The organism is Albidovulum sp., assembly GCF_041919395.1.
GTDB lineage: Bacteria > Pseudomonadota > Alphaproteobacteria > Rhodobacterales > Rhodobacteraceae > Albidovulum.
This window is the reverse complement of the sequence record NZ_JAYRTX010000016.1, coordinates 18203-38782: the sequence shown is the minus strand read 5'-3', so window position 1 is coordinate 38782 and position 20580 is coordinate 18203. Positions and strand designations below refer to the sequence as shown.

Below are 20580 nucleotides of genomic sequence, written 5' to 3'. Positions count from 1 at the left end.
CGAAGAATGCCGGCGTCTCGATCCGCAAGGCGCCCGAACTTTCGGGACGCATCGTTTCGGCAGAGGCCTATTTCTACCGGAGCCGCGCCCAGGTGCGGGCGGTGCGTGCGGCAATGGCCGCGAAGGGCGAGCATCACGGGATCCAGCATGCCCGCTGGCGCGACCTTGACCCGAAGGTGACGGCACGGCTTTCCTGTGTCGCGATCCTTCGCAACCCCTGGGCGCGCACCGTCTCGCGCTGGCGTTTCGCGCGACTTGCGGCGGAGCAGGGAAAGCTCGATCCGGCCGCAGCACCGGAGCGGTTCGAGGATTTCCTCGACGAACGCAATGAATACGGCCAAGAGCCGTATTATTGGCATCGCGCGATCAAGGGCTGGTATCCGCAGGCGGACTACGTCACCGACGAGGTGGGGGTCGTCCGAGCGGATCTGTTGCGTTTCGAGGAACTCGACAGGGATTCCGCGCGGTATTTCGGCTTGAAGGAACCGGTCCGCAAACGCAATCTGACGGCCCGGACGTCCTTCGACTACCGCGAGGTCTACGAGGCGCGCACCATCCAGATCGTTGCGGACTGGTACGCGCGCGACATCGACCTCTTCGACTTCGATTTCGACACGCCGGCGCGGCGGCACACGTTTTATGACGATTGATCAGCCGCCTCATGCAGGGCGCGAACGGATCGCATCCGCGCGGCGGCCACCTTTGCCAAAGTTGCAGACCGGAGGGGCGCCGGACACGAGAGATCCAGAGATCAGGGCTTGATCGCGAGCAATGAGATGCTCTTGACCCCGTACTTTTGGCTTGCGCCCTTGGCGTTCTGCGAAATGAACTGGTATTCTGGGTTATCCTGGACGCGAACCACCTTCAGTCCGGCCGACTTGATCTGGTCGAGATAGCTGTCCTGCTGTGCTGCGCCGCCAATGCAGGCCGCCCAGAGGGTCGCGTTGCACACGATCGACTCGGGCAACTGGCTTTCGGTGACGATGTCGGACAGGGCCAGCCGTCCGCCCCGCTTCAGCAGGCGGGCGGCCTCACGGAACACCTTTGCCTTGTCGGGGGCAAGGTTGATGACACCGTTGCTGATCACGGCATCGGCGGTCCCGTCCCGGAGCGGCGCATCCTCGATGTAGCCCTTGAGGAAGGTGATGTGGTCGAGACCCTCGATCTCGGCCAGCCGGCTCGCCTTGGCCAACTGCTCGTCGGTCATGTCGACACCGATGACCGTGCCGGTCTTGCCAACCTTCAGCGCGGCTATGAAGCTGTCCATTCCGGAACCGCTGCCGAAATCGACGACGATCTCGCCCTCCGCGATATCGGCAAGGTGAAAGTAGTGGCCGACGCCCGCGAAGGAGTCGATTGCCTCGCGCGGAATGCGGTCAAGGTCGTCGGGGGCGTAGCCAAGGCGTTCAGCCAAGGCCCTGCCCATCTCGAAGTGAAACTCTCCTCCTGGGTTCAGTGCGACCTCGCGGTACATCGACTTGACCTTGGATTCGAGTTCGCGCGGGTCGAACAGCGTATTCGTAATGTTGGCCATGGCGGATGCCTCCCTTTCTGCGAAGGGGGCGGATCATGAACGGGCGATCACAGACAGATCGCAACGTTGTCGACACTTCCACCCGTGATCTGCTCCCGCAGACTACGCGCCCATCGCGATGCTATCACCGCGGTCGCCTTTCGACAACGTGCGAGCAGTTCATTTCGACTGGGTCCGGATTTCGCCGGGGTCAGGTCAGGCCTGCCGGTCCTTCAGGAACGCCTCGAAGGCGGCGAGCGTCTTTTCGGACACGTGGTGCTCGATTCCCTCGGCGTCGAGTTCGGCCGTCGCTTCGGGCACGCCGACGGCCTTGAGAAGCGCGACGACAGTGCGGTGGCGGGCGCGCACGCGGTTGGCGAGCGCCGCCCCGGCCTCGGTGAGGAAGACGCCCCGGTAAGGCCGCGCGGTCGCGAGTCCTTCGCGCTTGAGCCGTCCGACCGTCTTGGTTGCGGTCGGCTGGGCGACGCCCATGCGGTGGGCGATGTCGGCGACACGCGCCTCGCCTGCTTCCGCGATCAGGTCGCCGATCAGCTCGACGTAATCCTCGAGCAACGCCACCGCCTGCTTTTCTCGGGCACGGGCAAAGCGGTCGGCCTCATTCGGCGCGGAAGCTGTTCGGTCGGGCATCGGTATCCTGAGGTGATCCGTCGAGAATGCGTTATAGCCGTGGCTCCACTTCGCGACCAGCGCAATCTCGCCCGGTCGATAGTCACGCCTTATTCATATTTCCTATTGAAGGCAGTATAGCACAGGCTATATTCCGCGCGTCACCCGAGCCGAGGCCTCGATGCAGACCCTGAGCGATCGAACCCGTCACACGATGTCCCGGATACTTTCGGGCGAGGCCGGGGGCCGGTTGCGGCCGCTCGTCTTCGCCGGGCCGGCGATCATCGCCTCGGTGGCCTACATGGACCCCGGCAATTACGCGACGAACATCCAGGCGGGGGCGGGTTATGCCTATTCGCTGCTCTGGGTCGTGCTTCTGGCAAATATCATCGCCATGCTCTTCCAGGCGCTCTCCGCCCGGCTCGGCATCGTCACCGGCAAGAATCTCGCCGAGCTCTGCCGAGACAATTTTCCCCGGCCGGTGGTCTGGATCATGTGGGCGGTCAGCGAGGTCGCCGCGATGGCGACGGATCTTGCCGAATTCCTCGGCGGCGCCATCGGGCTCGCGCTGCTGTTCGGGTTGCCGTTGATGGCGGGGATGGCGATCACTGCCGTCCTGACTTACGCCATACTGATCTTCGAGCGTCAGGGCTTCCGCCCGATGGAACTGGTGATCGGCGCCCTCGTGCTCGTCATCGGGCTTTGCTACCTTGCCCAGATGCTGATCGCGCCGGTGGACTGGGCCGGGACCGTGGCGGGGCTGACGACCCCGGCGCTGCCTGATGCGACGGCATTGACGATCGCCGTCGGCATTGTCGGTGCCACGGTGATGCCCCATGCGATCTACCTGCACTCCGGCCTTACGCAGGGGCGGATCACGGTGCGGAACGACGCGGAGCGGCGCAAGCTCCTGCGGTTCACGAACATCGAGGTGATCGCGGCGCTGGCGGTCGCGGGGATGGTCAACATGGCGATGGTGATGATGGCGGCCTCTGCCTTCCACCAGGGCCATACCGATGTGGCCGAGATCGAGACTGCATATCACACGCTGACGCCACTTCTGGGGGCCGCCGCGGCGGCGATATTCCTGACCTCGCTCATCGCCTCGGGAATCTCGAGCTCGGTCGTTGGCACGATGGCGGGGCAGATGATCATGCAGGGCTTCCTGCACATCCGCGTGCCGATCTGGGTGCGCCGGCTCGTGACGATGGTGCCGGCCTTCGTCGTGGTCGCGGCCGGCGTCAACGCGACCGAGGCGCTGGTGATGAGTCAGGTCATCCTCAGCATCGCGCTGCCGGTGCCGATGATCGCGCTCGTCATCTTCTCCGTCCGCCGCGACCTGATGGGCGAGCATGTGGCAGGGCCGGCGGTCCGGCTGCTCGCCGGGCTTGGCGCGGCCATCGTGCTGGCGCTGAACTTCGTCCTTTTGGCCACCGCTTTCGGCATCCCGGTCCCCTTCCTCGCGGGCTGAGCGGCGGGTCCGGGACGTCTCCCTCAACTGCGGCGCGACTTGATCCGGGACAAGGCCGCCTGTCACCGGGTATGGTTTTCTCGAACCGCATCGGGGGAAAGGAACGCGATCATGATGGAGATTTCGCCGGCCAGTGTCGTGCAGGTGATCCTGCTTGCCCGGGAAGGGGGGGCGGCAGAGGTCGAGCTGCGCGAATTCATCGCTGCGATGGCAGACGACGAAAAGGCGCAGTTGACCGCCATCGCCTGGGTCGGTCGCGGAGCCTTCGAACCCGAGGAGTTCGACGAGGCTGTGGCCACCGCGACGGTCGAGGCCACGACGCCGACCGAGGACTACCTGATGGGAATGCCGCACCTTTCGGAGAACCTCGAGGCCGGACTCGAGGCGCTGGGGGTCGACGTGACCGGCGAGGAAGAGGATCTTCTCTGACCGGGCGCTTCTTGAAAGCGGAAGCCTCCCTCCAGATATATTCCTTAAATCGAATGTGAATGGAAGGCCGACATGTCCGACTCCTTGAAACTGGTCTGCGAGACCTGCGGGCAGGCGAACCGCATCCCGATCCTGCGGCTTGGCGAAGGGCCCAGATGCGGCTCCTGCGGCGATCCGCTGGTGACAGGCAAGGTCGCCGAACTCGACATCGCCACCCATGACAAGACCACGCGCGGCGACGAACTGCCGATTGTGGTCGATTACTGGGCGCCCTGGTGCGGGCCGTGTCGTATGATGGCACCCGAATTCGCCCGGGCGGCAGCGGCCCTGAAAGGCAAGGCCCGTTTCGCCAAGATCAACACCGAGGACTTCCCCGCCGTGTCGCAGCGACTGGGCATCCGCGGAATCCCGCTTCTGGTGCTCTGGAAGGGCGGGCGTGAGGTGGCGCGGCTTCCGGGCGCGCGGCCCGCTGCCGAGATCGAGGGTTTCGTCCGCTCACACCTCTGAGCCGGTCGTCGCGCCCTCGCGCAGCGCTGCGCTGAGCGCGCGGATTCGGGCGCGATCCTCCTCCAGCGGCAGGGCCTTCCCAGCCAGGTCCGAGGCCCGTCGCGACGCATCGCAGGCAGCCGCGGTCATCGCTGCATCCCCATGCCGCGCCAGCGCCGCACAGGCGCGCTGAAGCCGGGTGTGGACCTCGACCATGCCGGCGCCGTCGCGCGCGATCGGGTCGAAACCGTCCGACAGAAGCTCCGCGCTTGTCACCGCCGGAAGAAAGACCCGCGGGCAGCTTGGCGGTTCGGGTCCGGTGACGGTGCCGGTGCCGGACAACAAGGCGGTCAACCGGTCGATGACGAATATCGCGGTGCCCGGATCGTTGACCGCCGGCGACAGCGCGCGCTGGGCAATTTCCGACAGGACGATGATGCCGAACCGGACGTCCTGCTCGAACGTGCGCGTCCGGTCGATGGTAAAGGCGGAACGCAGCCTTTCGGCCTCGATCCGCCCGGAATGGTGGCAGAGCGCATCGCCTTCCACGACGAAGCTGCCGATGACCGCGTCGACAAAGACCTGTGCGCCGTCCTCCGTCGCGGCCGCTTCATCCAGCGCGCCGATATCGATGTGCTGGACATAGCCGGAGCGTGGCGCGCGCACGACGGTCCTCGCCTCCGCCGGAAGCGGCGCACCGAGCGGGGCAGGGCAGGCGCCGAGCGCGGGCCGCCTGCGCCAGTCCTCGATTGCCGGGCGCATCGCGGCTTCTAGACCCGCGACTGTGTCGGGAATGCTGCCGACCCGGGTCAGATGTTCTATCCAGCCCAGCATGGCGGTCACGACGAGGGCGAGGACGGCGATCGTGACAACGAGGATGACTGCGGACGAGGCCTGTTCGTAAAGTCCCGTGCGCAGCAGGACCTGGGCCGTCAGCGCATAGGTGAAGGCACCCATGAAGGTGGCGAGGACCCGCTGCGTGACCGGGTCCTCGGCGACGAACCGATGCGCGCGCGGGGTGATGCCGCTGCTGATTGCCTGGCGGGTGGACATGACGACGCCAAGCGAAAAGGTCGTGACCGCGAGCATCGACGAGGACAGGACCGCCAGGATGTCGAGTACCGCATCGACATCGACCGCACGGGCCAGCGAAGTCGGCAGGACCGGCGCGACAAGGCGGCTGAACAGGGCCGCCACCAGGGCGAGGAGTGCAAAGGCCGTCGTCCGAACCCACATCCGGCGCGACAGCTTGCGCAGCCGGAAGAGCGTTGTCGAGACGAGGGACGGCGTCGGCATGAGGTCTAACCTATTGCGCGCAAATGGCTTGGATCAGTTCGGCAAAATCGGCGCCCGACCGCAAGTGGCTTCTTGACACCGGATCGGATTTGTCCGAGATAGCGCGCCGGTGCGGGGCAGTAGCTCAGTTGGGAGAGCGCGTCGTTCGCAATGACGAGGTCAGGGGTTCGATCCCCCTCTGCTCCACCAAGCTCACGGACCATGTTTGACGAACGCCAGCCTCCGGGCTGCGATAGATTGATGGTCTGCAGCCCGAGCTTCGCCAGAATGGCACTTTCCGGCACTCCTGCCCGTCCCGAAGCAATCGAGCCACGTGCGGCGTCTGGCACCAGATTAGACGCTGGTCGGCCAGCCCGCTCCACCCTGGCGCGATAGGCAAACGCCATCCGAACGAGACGCTCACTCTCTGACGACCCCGACCCGGTCACCGGATGATCACGGCTCCGGACCGGGTTCAGCCGCGGGTTGCGGCCATTTCCGGCTGGCACCGGTCCCGCGCCGGAGCGATCCGATTTACTGCTGCCGTTGCCATGGCTGCGACCGATCTGCCATGCTTGCCGTCGGAGGATCTTATTGCCTGGACGAGACTTCATGACGGAACTTGGCTTGGGCATGAAGCAGCGCGGTGCGTTGGCGATGACGCCGGCACTGCGGCAGGCCATCGGGTTCCTGGCGCTCTCGAATGCCGATCTGTCGGCCCGGCTCGCCGACCTTCAGACAGCGGGCGTCGAGGTTGTGGCCGCGAAGTCCGAGCCTGGGGCATGGCCCGCACTGGTGCGCCATGTCGAGGCGCCGCGGGGCGGCCGGGCGCGGCTGGATCGACGGGAGCATGGGACGCCGGGAGGGTTCGACCCAGAGCGCACCGCCGCGGCGGCACCGGGTCTGGTCGCCCATGTCGAGGCCCAGTTGTCGCTTCTGGTGCGGGCGGACGAAGACCGGCCCGTCGCGCTCGCCTTTCTGCGCGCCCTGGAGCCCACTGGCTGGCTGGGCGCTTCCGTGGACGAGGTTGCGGCGGACGCCGGTTGCAGCCTGATGCGCGCCTCGGCTGTGCTCCGCCAGCTCCAAGGCGCGGAGCCCGCCGGGCTCTTCGCCCGATCGCTCGCCGAGTGCCTCGCCCTGCAGGCCGACGACCTCGGTCTTGCGTCGCCGGCCTTTTCGCGGCTGCTGCAGAATCTGCCGCTACTGGCTGCGGGCAAGATGGATGCCCTTGCGGATGCCTGCGGCTGCGCAGCGGCGGAGATGGCGGCGATGGTCCGCGCCCTTCGGAGCATGAACCCGAAACCAGGCGCCGCGTTCGAGCAGGGCACGCAGGCGATCGCGCGCCCGCCGGACCTGATCCTGCGACGCGATGGTGCGGGCTGGCTTCTGGAACTTAACGAAGCGACGACGCCCGTTCTCCGCCTCTGTTCCGGGGCGGAGGTGGCGCCCGAGCCATTTCGACAGGCGCGCGCCCTGACGCTGGCGCTGGAGCGGCGACATGCGACCGTGCTGTCGATCGCGGCCGACATGGTGGCCCGCCAGGACGCGCATCTGCGCGACGCGGCCACGCCGCCCGCCGCCGTGACGATCAACGATGTCGCGGCGGCGGTCGGGGTTCACCGCAGCACTGTCAGCCGCGTCACGGCGGCGCTGACCATTGCCCTGCCGCGCCGGACGATCGGCCTGCGTGCACTCATCTCGGCGCCCGCGCCGGCCGCGCGCCGCACCGAGGAACCGCCATCGGTGCAGGCGGTTCTGCAAAGGATGCAGGCCATCGTCGCGGCCGAGGATCCCCTGCGCCCTCTGGCCGACGCGGAGATTGCCCGGCTTCTGCTCGCCGACGGCGCGGCACCGGCCAGACGGACGGTCGCCAAATACCGCAAGCTCGCCGGGATACCCCCGCGCGGCGAGCGGGGCCGGGCGTGAGGTTCAAACATTCCTGCGTGAGACCCGCGCAATGACTCGCGCTGGTTCCCTGTGCGGGCAACATGGGCTGGCATGGCTTGTGCATAAGGAAGTATGTCCGAACCAACAAGGACAGATGCACCCGTTCCCGGGGCTGATCCAAAGGGAGATACCGAATGAAAGCACTGCCGCGCCTTCTGATGGCCACCGCGCTGGCCGCCTGTCCCGCCGTCGTTCCCGCCGCCGTCGGCGCCGCGGACCTCGTCGTCGGCTTCACCCTTGACGCCGACACGCTGGACCCCGCGAACCACCGCAAGCGCGAGACGGAAACCATCATCAGGAACATGTACGACGGTTTGCTGACGCGGGACGCGAACATGCTGGTCGTGCCCGAGATCGCGGAATCGATGACGCAGGTCTCGGCAACCGAGTACGACTTCAAGATCCGCCCCGGCATCAAGTTCCACGACGGCAGCGACCTCACGGCCGAGGATGTGAAGTTCACGCTGGACCGGGTGGTGATGGACAACGGCATGGGCGAGGGGGTGACGAGCCCGCGCCAGGGTCTCATGGGGCCTGTCGCTTCGGTCACTGTGACCGCGCCCGACACCGTGCGCATCACGCTGAAGGAGCCCTGGCCGATCCTGCCGGCGATGCTGCCGAACCAGCAGATCGTCTCCAAGGCCTGGGTCGAGAAGATGGGCAACGAGGGCGTGGCCACGGCCGAGAATGGTACCGGCCCCTTCAGGCTCGTCGAATGGCGCAAGGGTGACGCCGTCATCATGGAGCGGTTCGACGACTACTATGGCGGCGCGGCCGACATCCCGCCGGTGGGCAAGGCCTGCGTGGACCGGGTGATCTTCAAGATCATTCCCGAAAGCGCGAGCCGCGTCGCCGCGCTTCTCGCAGGCGAGGTTCACATCATCAACGAACTTCCCACCTTCTCCATCGCCCAGGTCGAGGCGAACGAAGGCACGCAGGTCATGACGGTGAACGGCACCCGCAGCTTCTTCATCGCGATGAACATGGAGGGAGAGCAGTTCGACGATCCGAAGGTCCGCCAGGCTGCCGCCATGGCCATCGACAAGGACCTTATCATCGACAAGATTCTCGCCGGAAACGCGGCGCCGATCGACGGCATTCTCTCGCCTGACGCTTTCGGCGCAAGCGAGCTGCCTAAAGTGGGCTTCGACCCCGAGAAGGCCAAGCAACTCCTGGCCGAGGCGGGTTTCCCCGACGGGATCGACGTGACGATGGATACCGAGGCCGCCTTCAAGGACACCGCGGAGGCCATCGCGTCCATGCTGACCAAGGCAGGCATCCGCACCACCGTTGCCGTGGGCGAGGGCGCGCAGCTTTCCGACAAGTGGCGCACGAAGGGCGCACCCAAGACCGGTGACATGTACTTCACCAGCTGGGGTAACGGCTCGCTCGATCCCTTCGACATCTTCACGCCGACGCACCGCACGAACGACCGGGGCAACTCGGCCGGCTATTCCAATCCCAAGCTCGACGCGCTTCTGGACGCGGCCGCGGTGGAACTCGACGTGGAGAAGCGTCGCGGCATGTATCGCGATGCAGAGATGATGATCAACGCCGACCAGCCCTACATCTACCTCTGGGTGCCGCAGGACATCTACGGCGTGTCGAAGAAGGTGACGGGCTGGAAGCCGAGTGCGGACAGCCGCATCAACCTGCACGACGCATGCCTGAACTGACCCGGTAACCTGGAGGAGGACGCGGGGATGAGCTTGGGAAAGCTCCTGGAGCGGATCATCCAGCTGATCCCCGTGCTGCTCGGCGTCAGCCTGATCGTCTTCGTGATGATGGCGCTGACGCCGGGCGACCCGGTGCAGATAATGGTCGGCGAGCAGTCGATCACACCGGAACAGGAAGCCGAGCTGCGCCGCAACCTCGGGCTCGATCGGCCGATGGTGGAGCGGTTCTTCATCTTCCTGGCGCACGCGGTGCAGTTCGACTTCGGCAACAGCTTCTATCACGGCCGCCCTGTGGCCGACGTGATCGCCGAGCGCCTGCCCGCGACGATCGAACTGAGCCTCGTGGCGCTGATCGTTGCGCTGGCCACTGCAATCCCGCTGGGCGTGGTGGCGGCCATCCGCAAGAACTCGGTGCTCGACCGGATGGCGACCGTGGGCTCCCTTCTCGGCGTGTCGCTGCCGGGGTTCTGGTTCGGCATCCTGCTCATCATGCTCTTTGCCGTCCACATGCAGGTCCTGCCCGTCTCGGGCCGGATCGGCTATGACAACGAAGTGGCGGCCGTCACCGGGTTCCTGCTGATCGACACGCTTCTGGCAGGTGACATCGGCGCCTTTGGCGATGCCCTGCGCCATCTCCTCCTGCCCGCGATCACTCTCGGCCTGCCGATGACGGCGATCCTGATGCGCGTGACCCGCAGTTCCATGCTGGAAGTCATGCGGCAGGACTACGTCACCTTTGCCGAAGCCAAGGGCCTGCCGCGCCGCCGCGTGCTCTATCGCCATGCGCTGAAGAATGCACTGATCCCGACCGTTTCGGTCGCAGCGATCGAGACCGGCAGCCTCCTCGGCGGCAACATGATCGTGGAGACGGTGTTCGGCTGGCCGGGTCTCGGGCGGCTGGTGGTGGAAAGCATCTTCCTGCGCAACTACCCGCTGATCCAGGCCGCGGTCCTGCTCTACGCCGTCACCTATGTGCTGCTGAACTTCCTCGCCGACATCCTCTACACCGTCCTCAATCCGCGGGTGAAGCTGTGACCGACGCCAGCCTTGCCGCCGCGCCCAGCGCCGAGTCGCTTTTCCGGCGCAATCTCCGCGATTTCAGCCGCAACCGGCTGGCCATGGCTTCGCTCACGGTCATCCTGATCTTCGTCCTGATGGCCGTGGCCGCCCCCCTGATCGCGCCGCAGGATCCGAACGAGACGGACCTCTTCCGTCGGCTGCAACCGCCGGGCTGGGTGGACGGGGGCGACTGGAGGTTTCCGCTCGGCTGCGACGCGCTCGGCCGGGATATCCTCTCGCGCATCATCTACGGCGCGCGGATATCGATCTTTATCGGCGCCGCCGTCATCGTGCTGGCGACCGGCGTCGGCATTCTTGCCGGCCTCGCGGCGGGATACCTCCGCGGCTGGGTGGACGTGGTCATCAGCCGGGTCGTGGACATCCTCCTTGGCTTTCCCTACCTCATCTTTGCCATCGGCCTGATGGCCATGATGGGGCCCGGCCTTCTCAACATCGTCCTTGCGCTTGCCTACAAGGAATGGGTCATCCCCTGCCGCGTCGTGCGTGGCGAGACCCTTGCCGTCCGGGAACTGGAATATGTCGAGGCCGCCCGGGCGCTCGGCGCCGGCCCGCGCCACATCATGTGGCGCGAGATTCTGCCGAACATCCTTTCCCCTGTCATCGTGGTCTCTACCATCCGCATGGCGCATGTGATCATCCTGGAGGCGAGCCTTTCGTTCCTGGGGCTCGGTGTGCAGCCGCCCACCGCAAGCTGGGGCAGCATGGTCTCTGACGGCCGCGCCTTCATCCTCGAAGCCTGGTGGGTCTCGACCTTTCCGGGGTTGGCCATCCTTCTCCTCGTGCTGGCGATCAACGTGGCGAGCCAAGCCCTGCGCGATGCCTTCGACCCGAGGTTCAGCGAATGACCGTGCTCCTCGAAGTCACCAGCCTGCGCACCGAATTCGCCACCCGCGCGGGCCTCGTGCGCGCGGTGGACGGGGTCTCGCTTCAGGTCAGGCGAGGGGAATGTCTGGGCGTGGTGGGAGAAAGCGGATCCGGCAAGTCGGTCACCTTCGCGAGCGTCATGGGCCTGGTGCGGTCGCCGGGCAAGGTTGTCGCGGGCACGATCTTCTTCGACGGTCGCGACCTCCGCCAGCTTTCGCCCGAGGAGATGCGCGCGATCCGCGGCCGCGATATCGCCATGACCATGCAGGATGCGCTCACCGCGCTCAATCCGGCGTTGTCCGTGGGCGAGCAGATGGCCGAGGTCATGGTGGCGCATGACGAGACCTTGCCTGCCGGCCGCGCCGCCCGCCGCGCCGCGATCCGCGAGCGGTCGGTCGAGATGCTCGGCCTTGTCGGCATCCCGTCGCCCGACACGCGGCTCAGGCAGTATCCGCACGAGTTCTCCGGCGGCATGCGCCAGCGCATCATGATCGCGATCGCGCTCACCTGCCGGCCGAAGCTCCTGATCGCGGACGAACCGACGACGGCCCTCGACGTGACGATCCAGGCGCAGGTCCTGGAACTGATCTCCGACATCCGGGCCCGCCTCGGAATGGCGGTCGTTCTCATCACCCATGACCTCGGGGTCGTCGCCGAACATTGCGACCGGGTGATGGTGATGTATGCCGGCCAGGTGGTAGAGGAAGGACCGACGTCCGCGGTCATCGGCCAGCCACGCCACCCCTACACCCGGGGACTTCTGGCCTCGATTCCCCGGCCGGCCCTGAGGGGCCATCGGATCGAGCCGATCATGGGGCAGGTGCCCGATCTCGTCGGCTTGCCGCCGCAATGCCGGTTCCATTCCCGCTGTCCCCTGGCACGCCCCGAGTGCCTCGTTGAGGTGCCGATGCTGCCGGCCGGGCCGGGACGCCAGGCGCGCTGCCTTCGTCTGGAGGAACCGGCATGAGCCTGCTCGAGGTCGTCGACCTGTCGAAGCACTACGCGGGCCGGCCGTCGCTGGGGGATCGCCTGTCCGGCAATCGGCGCACGCTGGTGCGGGCCGTCAACGGCGTTTCGCTTTCCGTCGAGCGGGGCGAGATTCTCGGCCTGATCGGCGAGTCGGGTTGCGGCAAGTCCACGCTCGGCCGCGCGATCCTGCGCCTGCATGAACCGACGGGTGGACGGGTCGTGTTTGACGGCACGGATGTCACGGCTCTCCCGCCGCAGGCGCTGAAGGCGATGCGCCGAAGGATGCAGATCATCTTTCAGGATCCCTACGCCAGCCTGAATCCGCGCCGAACCGTGGCCGAGATCGTCGGCTTGCCGCTCGCGCTGCACGGCATCGCCTCGGGCGAGGAGGCGCGCGCCATCACCGCGCGCGTGCTGGAGCGCGTGGGCCTGCGCGCCGCTCAACTCGACCGCTACCCGCATCAGTTCTCGGGCGGCCAGCGCCAGCGCATCGGGATCGCTCGTGCCTTGGTGTCGAATCCGGACTTCATCGTCTGCGACGAACCCGTCTCGGCGCTCGATGTCTCGATCCAGGCTCAGATCATCGCGCTTCTGCTGGAACTGAAACGTGACCTCGGTCTGACCTACCTGTTCATCAGCCACGACATCTCGGTCATCGGCTATCTGTCGGACCGGGTCGCCGTCATGTATCTCGGCGATATAGTGGAAACCGGCCAGGTGGCCGCAGTCCTGGACAACCCGCGCCATCCCTACACCCAGAGCCTCCTGTCGGCTGTGCCCGAGATCGGGGCAAAACGGGCGCGGGGACGGGTGCGCCTGCAGGGGGACCTGCCGTCGCCGCTGAACCCGCCGCCGGGCTGCAAGTTCCACACGCGCTGCCCGCTGGCGGTCCCGGCGTGCCGAACGCTCGTACCAGAGACGCGCGGCGTCGGCCCGGGCCATTCCGCCGCCTGCCATAGGCTGGAAGAGGGGCTGAGCCTGCTGGAGGGGGCGCGATGATCGAGGTTTCGGCCACCGGCCCGGCCTATGCGCGGGGGCGTGCGCAGGCGGGAACAGCGCCCGCCGCGGCCATCCGCCGCGCAACCGTCGAGCGCGTGGAACGCGCCCGGGCCGACGGGCTGATCGACAGTGACGCCGGTTCCTATCTGACGGCTCAACGCCACTTTCACGAAATCCATGATCCCGAGGGTCTCTCCGAACTCCTGGGCGTGGCCGATGCCTTCGGGCTCGCGGACGCCGACCTTTTTGCCCATCTGCATCTCGGGACCTTGCGCGACATGAAGGGCGGGGCGGCGCTCATCGAAGGTTGCAGCGCTTGGGCGGTGGGGCAGGGCCCGGACGGTCCGCTCGTCGTCAAGAACCGCGATTTTTCCGGCCAGCACCTCGGAATCCAGTGCATCCTGCGCCACGCCGGTCCCGATATCGCGACCGGGCAGGTCGTCAGCCTCGGAAGCCTCGGCAGCCTGGCCGCGTGGTCGTCGGGGATGAATGCCGCGGGGCTCGCCATCGCCGACACCCAAGTATCCGTCAATCGCCACCGCGTCGGCTGGCTACGCTACTTCCTGCTGCCCCGGTTGCTGGCGCGCGCGGTCTCGGTCGGCGAGGCGCTGGCGCTGATCCGCAGTCTTCCGCATGCCGGCGGCGGTACGCTGGTTATGGCGGACCGCAACGGCGCGACGGCCGCGGTCGAGCTTTCCGCGACCGACCCGGTCGTCGTGGACGGGGGGGCGACATGGCGGACCAACCACTACACCGCCCCCGGCGTGGCCGGGGAAACGCTCGGCACCGACGGCGACCGCATCGCGGGCAATTCCCACGCCCGCTTCGACTACCTGTCGCGCGTCCTGCCTGAGCGTGCCTGGACCGTCGCGGCGGCGAGGGACCTTATGGCCACGCATTCCGTCCCGATCTGTCAGCATGCTGCATGCGAAGGGGACTCCGAGACCATTTCCTCGGTCGTCTATTCGTGTAGGCTGGGCGGCATGGAGATCGCGGAGGGCACCCCCTGCCTCGGCCGCTGGCAGGTCATCGCGCCCTGCCGCTGACGGGCGGGACCCACGAAAGGCGGCATGGCGGATTACCGGAACGAACTCGTCGGCACCTCTCCCGCGCTCGAGGCGCTGCGCCGCCTGATCGACAAGGTCGGACCCAGCCCGACCCGCACGGTGCTGATCTACGGCGAGACCGGGACAGGCAAGGGCCTCGTCGCGCGGATGATCCATCAGGCATCGAACCGCGCCCAGCGCGACTTCGTCGACATCAATTGCGCCGCCCTGCCGGCGAGTCTTCTCGAGTCGGAGCTTTTCGGCCACGAGAAGGGATCCTTCACCGGCGCGGTGGACCGCAAGCTCGGCCTCGTCGAAGCGGCCAACCAGGGCACCGTCTTTCTGGACGAGATCCGCGAGATGGACCTGACGCTTCAGGCCAAGCTGCTGACCCTGCTCGACACCCAGCAATTCCGCCGCGTCGGCGCGGTGAAGCCGGTCAAGGTGGACGTGCGCTTCATCGCCGCCACCAACAAGGTCCTGCTGACCGAGGTCACCTCGGGCCGCTTCCGCGAGGACCTCTACTACCGCCTGCAAGTCGTGGCGGTGAACCTGCCGGCGCTTCGCGACCGCGGCACCGATGTGCTGACGCTGGCGCGGCACTTCATCGCCCGGTTCAACCGCGCCTACGGCCGCTCCGTCCGCGGTCTCGCCGCCGAAACCGAGGATATCTTCGTCCGCTACCCCTGGCCGGGAAACGTGCGGGAACTGGAGAACCTGCTGGAGCGCATCTTCATCCTCGAGGAGGAAGACGAGATCCTTCCCCGCCACCTGCCGGACCGCATCCTGCGCACCGTCGCGGCAGGAGGGCAACGCGTCGAGCCGGCGCCCGGGCAGGACGCCACCGACTACCACGCCGCGACCGAAGCGTTTCAGCGCGGGCTGATCGCCAGGGCGATGACCAGCTCCGGCGGAAACCAGCAGGAGGCCGCAAGCGCGCTGGGGCTCTCCCGGCACGCGCTCCGCCACCAGATGATCAAGCTCGGATTGCTCAAGGCCTGAGGCGCGACCGCGTGTTTTCCACTCATGGGCGCGGATTCCGCGCAGGGCGAACGCATGCCCTTGGAATGACCGCCCGCGCCCGCACCGGGATGCTGGCACGGTTTGCGCATACGAAAGGGAAGCCACGCCCTGCGCGAGAGGAAGACATGCCATCCATCCGGATCATCTGCCCCAACGGGCACCTGGGCTTCGCGCCCCTCAAGACCGAAAGCTTCCGGCTCGCGGTGGAGACCCGGCCCGACTTCATCGCCGCCGACTCCGGCAGCGACGACATCGGCCCCGTGCCGCTCGGCAACGACAGCTGTGCAAGCCCGCGCGCCTGGCAAGAGCATGACCTGGAGGAAATGCTGCTGGCCTCGCGCCGGCTCGGCGTTCCGATGTTGATCGGTTCCGCCGGCGATACCGGCACCAACAGCCGCGTGGACATGTATGTGCAGATCATCCGCGACATTGCCGCAAAGCATGGCCTGCCGCCCTTCAAGCTGGGCTGGTTCTATTCCGAGGTGGACCGCGACCTGGTCCGCGCGAAGATCCGCGGCGGATCGCCGATCCGCGGCCTTGACGCGCGCGAGGACCTGACCGAGGCGGAACTGGAGGCCACCGCGCGGGTGGTCGCCATGGCGGGGGTGCATCCCTTCGTCAGGCTTCTGGAGGAAGGCTGCGACGTCATCATCGGCGGCCGCTCGTCCGACAGCGCGATCTTCGCCGCCTGCGCGCTGCACAAGGGTTTCCCCGAGGCCCAGAGCTACTACCTCGGCAAGGTCCTGGAATGTGCCTCGTTCTGTGCAGAACCCTACGGCGCCAAGGAAACCGTCATGGGCGAGATCACGCCCGACGCTGTCGAGGTGACGGCCATGGCGCCCTGGCAGCGCTGCACCGTAGCCTCGGTCGCGGGCCACGCGATGTATGAACGCTCAAATCCGTTCCACGAATTCGTGGCCGGGGGAATGCTCGACATGACGCATTGCCATTACGAACAGGTCAGCGAAAAGACGACCCGCGTTACGGGAATGGAATTCGTCCCGGCGGAGGAGTTCCGGGTGAAGCTGGAGGGCTCGGGCAAGGTCGGCGAGCGCTTCGTCGGCATGGCCGGCATCCGCGACCCCTATACGATCGCCAATGTCGATGCTGTCATCGACTGGGCGCGCAGGCAGACCGAGGAGCGATTCGGCCCCGACGGCTGGGAACTCCATTACAGCGTCTTTGGGCGCAATGGCGTGATGGGCGAGATGGAGCCCCTCAAGGACAAGCCGGGGCATGAGCTTTGCGTCGTGGTGCAGGGCGTGGCGCCCACGCGGGAAATGGCCGAAGAGGTCACGATGACCGGGACGCGACAGATGTTCTACGCCCGCCTTCCCGACGTGAAGGGCACCGCTGGCGGCGTCTCCTTCGTGCTCGACGAGGTGATGCAGGCCAGCCCCGCCTATCGCTGGACGCTCAACCACACCATGGCTGTCAGCAATCCGCTGGAGCTTTTCCCCACACACACCGCCATTGTCGGTTGAGGCGCCCCATGAACACCCGCAAGAAACTCTCCGACCTCGCCAAGACGATCCGTTCGAAGAACGCCGGTACGGACAAGATCACCTTCGACATCATATTCCGCGAGCGCGACACCTACGCGATGGTGAAGCGGTCGGGCACGCTCACCCGCGAAAGCGTCTGTCGCATCCTCAACGTCGCGCCCGAACGGCTGACCGACTTCGTGGAGTATGACCCGGCGTACGCGATCAAGTTCACCATCCTGCGCGAGCGCCCGTCGGGAAGTGCTGGCGACGGCGACATCTTCGGCGCGCAGCAGTATGCGCCGTTCCTGGACGTCGAGGTGGACATCTCGTCCTGACGGGAGCGGGTGGTGGCGCCCGGGTGCGCCTGACGAGAGCGACCTTCCGAAACGGTCAGGGCCGCCACAGCCGGCGGCCCTGAAACCTGTTGTCCCCTCGAAGCCGGTCAGGCGCGCAGGTCGTAGCGATCTGCGTTCATCACCTTCACCCAGGCCGCGACGAAATCCTCGACGAACTTGCCGCGGTTGTCGTCCTGCGCATAGACCTCGGCATAGGCCCTGAGGATGGAGTTCGAGCCGAAGACGAGATCCGCGCGCGTAGCCGTCCACTTCGCCGCGCCGGACCTGCGATCGACGATGTCGTAGCTGTTGGACCCGGTCGGCATCCAGCGACAGGACATGTCGGTAAGGACGGTGAAGAAATCGGTCGTAAGTGCGCCGACGCGGTCGGTGAAGACCCCGTGCTTCGCCCCGCCATGGTTCGCACCCATGACCCGCAGGCCGCCCAGCAGGCAGGTCATTTCCTGCGCCGTCAGGCCCATGAGTTGCGCCCGGTCGAGCAGCATCTCCTCCGGGTTGACGGCGTAGTCGGCCTTCTGCCAGTTGCGGAAGCCGTCGGCCAAGGGTTCGAGCACGGCGAAGGACTCGGCGTCCGTCTGCTCTGCCGTGGCGTCGCCCCGACCCGGCGCGAAGGCAACGGCGATGTCGAAGCCCGCGGCCTTGGCCGCCTCTTCCACCGCCATGCTGCCGGCGAGCACGATCATGTCGGCGATGCTCGCCCCGGTCGCGGCCGCGACGGGCGCCAGCGCGGCGAGGACACGCGCCAGACGGGCCGGTTCGTTGCCTTCCCAGTCCTTCTGCGGAGCGAGGCGGATGCGCGCGCCGTTGGCGCCGCCGCGATAGTCCGACTGGCGGAAGGTGCGCGCCGAATCCCAGGCGGTTGCAACGCGGTCGGCGATGGACAGGCCGAGCGCGGCGATCCGGGCGCGCGCCGCCGCCACGTCGTAGCCGGTGCGGCCCGCCGGTATCGGGTCCTGCCAGACCAGGTCCTCGGCTGGCACTTCCGGCCCGATATAGCGCGACTTCGGACCCATGTCGCGGTGCAGGAGCTTGAACCAGGCCCGCGCGAAGGCGTCGTCGAAGGCGGCCTGATCCTTGGCGAATCTCTCGGAGATGGCGCGGAAGCCCGGATCGACCTTCAGCGCCATGTCCGCATCGGTCATGACGATGCGGGTCTTGCCGCCCATGCGCTCCACGTCCGACGGGAATTCGTCGTCCCGCGCGTTCACGGGCTCCCATTGTTGCGCCCCGGCCGGCGAGCGGCGGAGTTCCCAGTCGTGGTTCAGAAGCATCTGGAAATAGCCGCCATCCCAGCGCGTCGGATTGCTGGTCCAGGCACCTTCGACGCCGCTCGTCACGGTGTTGTTGCCGATGCCGCGGCCGGTGTGGTTCACCCAGCCGAAGCCCTGGTCCTCGATCCCGGCAGCTTCGGGGGCGGGGCCAAGCTCCGCGGCCGAGCCATTGCCATGGGCCTTGCCGACGGTGTGGCCACCCGCCGTCAGGGCGACGGTCTCGGCGTCGTCCATGCCCATGCGCGAGAAGGTCACGCGCATGTCTTGCGCGGTCCTCAGCGGGTCGGGCTTGCCGTTCACGCCTTCCGGATTCACGTAGATGAGACCCATCACCACCGCGGCAAGCGGGTTCGAGAGGCTCTCGCGGTTGTCGTCGGCGTCATAGCGGGTGGACTTCAGCCACTCCTTCTCGGAACCCCAGTAGACGTCCTTTTCCGGATGCCACACGTCCTCGCGGCCAAAGGCGAAGCCATAGGTCTTCAACCCCATCGATTCATAGGCGACGTTGCCTGCAAGCAGCATCAGGTCCGCCCAGCTGATGCGGTTGCCGTATTTCTTCTTGATCGGCCAGAGCAGGCGCCGCGCCTTGTCGAGGTTGCCGTTGTCCGGCCAGCTGTTCAGCGGCGCGAAACGCTGGTTGCCGGTATTGCCGCCACCCCGTCCGTCGGCGCTGCGGTAGGAGCCGGCGGAGTGCCAGGCCATGCGGATCATCAGGCCGCCGTAATGGCCCCAGTCCGCCGGCCACCAATCCTGGCTGTCGGTCATCAGCGCGGTCAGGTCGCGCTTCAAAGCTGTCACATCAAGCTTCTTCACTTCCTCGCGGTAGTTGAAGCCCTTCAGCGGATCGGTCTTGCTGTCGTGCTGGTGCAGGATGTCGAGGTTGAGAGCATTGGGCCACCACGACATCACGCTGACGCCCGTCGTCGTCAGCGTCCCGTGCATCACCGGGCATTTGCCCGCGTTTCCGATGTCATCGCCGTCCATGTCTTCCTCCGATGCAGCGCCTATCCGCCATAGAGACCGACCGCCCTGGGGCGTCGTCCTCGCGGAACTCGATATGGAATCGTTCTAACAGGCGCGTGTGATCATTCCCAATTGCATTTTCTGAAACTTGCGATAAGGAAAACTTATGAAAAATCTTTCCATGCGCCAGTTGCGCTACTTCGATGCGCTTGCCCGTCACGGCCACTTCGGCCGTGCCGCAGAGGACTGCGCGGTCTCGCAACCGGCACTGTCGATGCAGATCAGGGACCTTGAGGACATGCTCGGCGCTCCGCTGGTGGAGCGGGGCGCGCGACAGGTCCGGCTGACCGATCTTGGCGAGGAATTCGCGCCGCGGGTCCGCGACATCCTCCTGGCCGTCAATGAACTCGACGATCTCGTCCGCGCGCGGACCGGCCCGCTTTTCGGCCGGCTGCGGATCGGCGTCATCCCGACTGTTGCCCCCTATTTCTTGCCCGAGGTCATCACGGCACTTCAGGCGCGCTATCCGGGGCTCGACCTGCGCCCGCGCGAGGCGGTGACGCAGAAGCTGCTGGATGACCTTTCCGAGGCCCGTCTCGACGCCGCCATTGTCGCCCTGCCGATCGCGGTGCCCGGCATCGCCGAGATGCCGCTTTTCGAGGAGGAGTTCGTCCTCGTCCGTCCGCCCGATGAAGCCGGCCATCCGGTGCCGAGCGCCGATGGCCTTCGCGCGATGCGGCTTCTTCTGCTGGAAGAGGGGCATTGCTTCCGGGACCAGGCGCTGGCTTTCTGCGCGCCGTCGCAGGCTGCGCCGCGCGACATGATGGAGGGGTCATCACTCTCGACACTGGTGCAGATGGTCAGCGCCGGCATCGGCGTGACGCTGGTGCCCGAGATGGCCGTGCCGGTGGAGACCCGGTCGGCGCGGGTTGCCTTGCAAAGGCTTGCAATGCCCCGGCCGTCGCGCCAGATCGGCATGATCTGGCGCAGGTCGAATCCGCTTGGCGATCAGATGCGCACGCTGGGCGAACTGGTCCGCGACGTTGCGCACCAGAAGTCCGCTTCGCACGACGCCTGAAAGCCCCGCGGCATGGGAGT

General features: G+C 66.7%; 19 protein-coding genes and 1 tRNA gene. 16 read left to right on the top strand and 4 right to left on the bottom strand.

Annotated features, from left to right (window positions below):
* A partial coding sequence (locus ACMUOO_RS04835; protein WP_413854899.1) for a hypothetical protein occupies window positions 1-650 on the top strand: 650 nt, incomplete at its 5' end.
* Window positions 651-751: 101 nt separating this feature from the next.
* Here the strand turns inward: ACMUOO_RS04835 and ACMUOO_RS04830 are convergent.
* Both ACMUOO_RS04830 and mntR read right to left on the bottom strand, forming a co-directional pair.
* Entirely contained in the window at window positions 752-1534 is a 783-nt protein-coding gene (locus ACMUOO_RS04830) for a methyltransferase domain-containing protein (protein ID WP_301918400.1), read from the bottom strand.
* Between the two features lie 195 nt (window positions 1535-1729).
* Window positions 1730-2161, bottom strand: coding sequence for a manganese-binding transcriptional regulator MntR (gene mntR, locus ACMUOO_RS04825; protein WP_301918401.1), 432 nt, complete (start codon window positions 2159-2161; stop codon window positions 1730-1732).
* A gap of 193 nt (window positions 2162-2354) precedes the next feature.
* Here mntR and ACMUOO_RS04820 point away from each other — a divergent pair, with 193 nt between their 5' ends.
* The 3 genes from ACMUOO_RS04820 to trxC all read left to right on the top strand — a co-directional run bounded on the left by ACMUOO_RS04820 (window position 2355) and on the right by trxC (window position 4547).
* Window positions 2355-3611, top strand: coding sequence for an Nramp family divalent metal transporter (locus ACMUOO_RS04820; RefSeq protein ID WP_301918402.1), 1257 nt, complete (start codon window positions 2355-2357; stop codon window positions 3609-3611).
* Between the two features lie 111 nt (window positions 3612-3722).
* Window positions 3723-4040, top strand: a complete 318-nt coding sequence (locus tag ACMUOO_RS04815; RefSeq protein WP_301918403.1) for a DUF3775 domain-containing protein — start codon at window positions 3723-3725, stop codon at window positions 4038-4040.
* Between the two features lie 72 nt (window positions 4041-4112).
* Window positions 4113-4547 (top strand): thioredoxin TrxC, encoded by a 435-nt coding sequence (gene trxC, locus ACMUOO_RS04810; protein ID WP_301918404.1) that lies wholly within the window; start codon window positions 4113-4115, stop codon window positions 4545-4547.
* Here trxC and ACMUOO_RS04805 read toward each other — a convergent pair.
* Window positions 4536-5822 carry a DUF2254 domain-containing protein gene (locus ACMUOO_RS04805; RefSeq protein WP_301918405.1) on the bottom strand — a complete coding sequence of 429 codons (1287 nt, stop codon included), beginning with the start codon at window positions 5820-5822 and terminating at the stop codon, window positions 4536-4538. The two genes, trxC and ACMUOO_RS04805, sit on opposite strands and share 12 nt — an antisense overlap.
* 113 nt (window positions 5823-5935) lie before the next feature.
* On the opposite strand from ACMUOO_RS04805, the gene ACMUOO_RS04800 reads away from it, so the two are divergent.
* From ACMUOO_RS04800 to ACMUOO_RS04750, 11 genes are all read left to right on the top strand, one after another.
* Window positions 5936-6011: transfer RNA gene (locus ACMUOO_RS04800), tRNA-Ala, on the top strand.
* Between the two features lie 402 nt (window positions 6012-6413).
* Window positions 6414-7727 (top strand): RNA polymerase sigma-54 factor, encoded by a 1314-nt coding sequence (locus tag ACMUOO_RS04795; RefSeq protein WP_301918406.1) that lies wholly within the window; start codon window positions 6414-6416, stop codon window positions 7725-7727.
* 155 nt (window positions 7728-7882) lie between these two features.
* Window positions 7883-9424: an ABC transporter substrate-binding protein gene (locus tag ACMUOO_RS04790; RefSeq protein WP_301918407.1), complete on the top strand. Its 1542-nt coding sequence runs from the start codon at window positions 7883-7885 to the stop codon at window positions 9422-9424.
* Between the two features lie 27 nt (window positions 9425-9451).
* Window positions 9452-10459 (top strand): ABC transporter permease, encoded by a 1008-nt coding sequence (locus ACMUOO_RS04785; protein WP_301918408.1) that lies wholly within the window; start codon window positions 9452-9454, stop codon window positions 10457-10459.
* Entirely contained in the window at window positions 10456-11349 is an 894-nt protein-coding gene (locus tag ACMUOO_RS04780) for an ABC transporter permease (RefSeq protein ID WP_301918409.1), read from the top strand. Before ACMUOO_RS04785 ends, ACMUOO_RS04780 begins: the two co-directional genes overlap by 4 nt.
* Window positions 11346-12335, top strand: a complete 990-nt coding sequence (locus ACMUOO_RS04775; protein WP_413854898.1) for an ABC transporter ATP-binding protein — start codon at window positions 11346-11348, stop codon at window positions 12333-12335. The genes ACMUOO_RS04780 and ACMUOO_RS04775 overlap by 4 nt, the downstream gene beginning before the upstream one ends.
* On the top strand, window positions 12332-13336 hold the full coding sequence (locus tag ACMUOO_RS04770) for an ABC transporter ATP-binding protein (RefSeq protein ID WP_301918411.1): 1005 nt from the start codon (window positions 12332-12334) through the stop codon (window positions 13334-13336). Before ACMUOO_RS04775 ends, ACMUOO_RS04770 begins: the two co-directional genes overlap by 4 nt.
* Window positions 13333-14382: a C45 family autoproteolytic acyltransferase/hydolase gene (locus tag ACMUOO_RS04765; RefSeq protein WP_301918412.1), complete on the top strand. Its 1050-nt coding sequence runs from the start codon at window positions 13333-13335 to the stop codon at window positions 14380-14382. The genes ACMUOO_RS04770 and ACMUOO_RS04765 overlap by 4 nt, the downstream gene beginning before the upstream one ends.
* Before the next feature lie 24 nt (window positions 14383-14406).
* On the top strand, window positions 14407-15384 hold the full coding sequence (locus tag ACMUOO_RS04760; RefSeq protein ID WP_301918413.1) for a sigma-54 interaction domain-containing protein: 978 nt from the start codon (window positions 14407-14409) through the stop codon (window positions 15382-15384).
* Between the two features lie 146 nt (window positions 15385-15530).
* A complete protein-coding gene (locus tag ACMUOO_RS04755; RefSeq protein WP_301918414.1) occupies window positions 15531-16889 on the top strand; it encodes an acyclic terpene utilization AtuA family protein in 1359 nt (452 codons plus the stop codon).
* Window positions 16890-16897: 8 nt separating this feature from the next.
* Entirely contained in the window at window positions 16898-17227 is a 330-nt protein-coding gene (locus tag ACMUOO_RS04750) for a DUF4387 domain-containing protein (RefSeq protein WP_301918415.1), read from the top strand.
* A gap of 107 nt (window positions 17228-17334) precedes the next feature.
* On the opposite strand, the gene katG is transcribed toward ACMUOO_RS04750, so the two are convergent.
* Window positions 17335-19503, bottom strand: a complete 2169-nt coding sequence (katG, locus tag ACMUOO_RS04745; RefSeq protein ID WP_301918416.1) for a catalase/peroxidase HPI — start codon at window positions 19501-19503, stop codon at window positions 17335-17337.
* A gap of 145 nt (window positions 19504-19648) precedes the next feature.
* Here katG and ACMUOO_RS04740 point away from each other — a divergent pair, with 145 nt between their 5' ends.
* Window positions 19649-20560, top strand: coding sequence for a hydrogen peroxide-inducible genes activator (locus tag ACMUOO_RS04740; protein ID WP_301918417.1), 912 nt, complete (start codon window positions 19649-19651; stop codon window positions 20558-20560).
* The last annotated feature ends 20 nt before the right edge of the window (window positions 20561-20580 follow it).

Coding starts and splice junctions, on each gene's coding strand:
- ACMUOO_RS04815 (WP_301918403.1), top strand. CDS start 3,723: ATGATGGAGATTTCGCCGGCCAGTGTCGTGCAGGTGATCCTGCTTGCC.
- ACMUOO_RS04785 (WP_301918408.1), top strand. CDS start 9,452: ATGAGCTTGGGAAAGCTCCTGGAGCGGATCATCCAGCTGATCCCCGTG.
- ACMUOO_RS04755 (WP_301918414.1), top strand. CDS start 15,531: ATGCCATCCATCCGGATCATCTGCCCCAACGGGCACCTGGGCTTCGCG.
- ACMUOO_RS04775 (WP_413854898.1), top strand. CDS start 11,346: ATGACCGTGCTCCTCGAAGTCACCAGCCTGCGCACCGAATTCGCCACC.
- ACMUOO_RS04770 (WP_301918411.1), top strand. CDS start 12,332: ATGAGCCTGCTCGAGGTCGTCGACCTGTCGAAGCACTACGCGGGCCGG.
- ACMUOO_RS04765 (WP_301918412.1), top strand. CDS start 13,333: ATGATCGAGGTTTCGGCCACCGGCCCGGCCTATGCGCGGGGGCGTGCG.
- ACMUOO_RS04790 (WP_301918407.1), top strand. CDS start 7,883: ATGAAAGCACTGCCGCGCCTTCTGATGGCCACCGCGCTGGCCGCCTGT.
- ACMUOO_RS04795 (WP_301918406.1), top strand. CDS start 6,414: ATGACGGAACTTGGCTTGGGCATGAAGCAGCGCGGTGCGTTGGCGATG.
- ACMUOO_RS04740 (WP_301918417.1), top strand. CDS start 19,649: ATGAAAAATCTTTCCATGCGCCAGTTGCGCTACTTCGATGCGCTTGCC.
- trxC (WP_301918404.1), top strand. CDS start 4,113: ATGTCCGACTCCTTGAAACTGGTCTGCGAGACCTGCGGGCAGGCGAAC.
- ACMUOO_RS04830 (WP_301918400.1), bottom strand. CDS start 1,534: ATGGCCAACATTACGAATACGCTGTTCGACCCGCGCGAACTCGAATCC.
- ACMUOO_RS04805 (WP_301918405.1), bottom strand. CDS start 5,822: ATGCCGACGCCGTCCCTCGTCTCGACAACGCTCTTCCGGCTGCGCAAG.
- mntR (WP_301918401.1), bottom strand. CDS start 2,161: ATGCCCGACCGAACAGCTTCCGCGCCGAATGAGGCCGACCGCTTTGCC.
- ACMUOO_RS04750 (WP_301918415.1), top strand. CDS start 16,898: ATGAACACCCGCAAGAAACTCTCCGACCTCGCCAAGACGATCCGTTCG.
- ACMUOO_RS04760 (WP_301918413.1), top strand. CDS start 14,407: ATGGCGGATTACCGGAACGAACTCGTCGGCACCTCTCCCGCGCTCGAG.
- katG (WP_301918416.1), bottom strand. CDS start 19,503: ATGGACGGCGATGACATCGGAAACGCGGGCAAATGCCCGGTGATGCAC.
- ACMUOO_RS04820 (WP_301918402.1), top strand. CDS start 2,355: ATGTCCCGGATACTTTCGGGCGAGGCCGGGGGCCGGTTGCGGCCGCTC.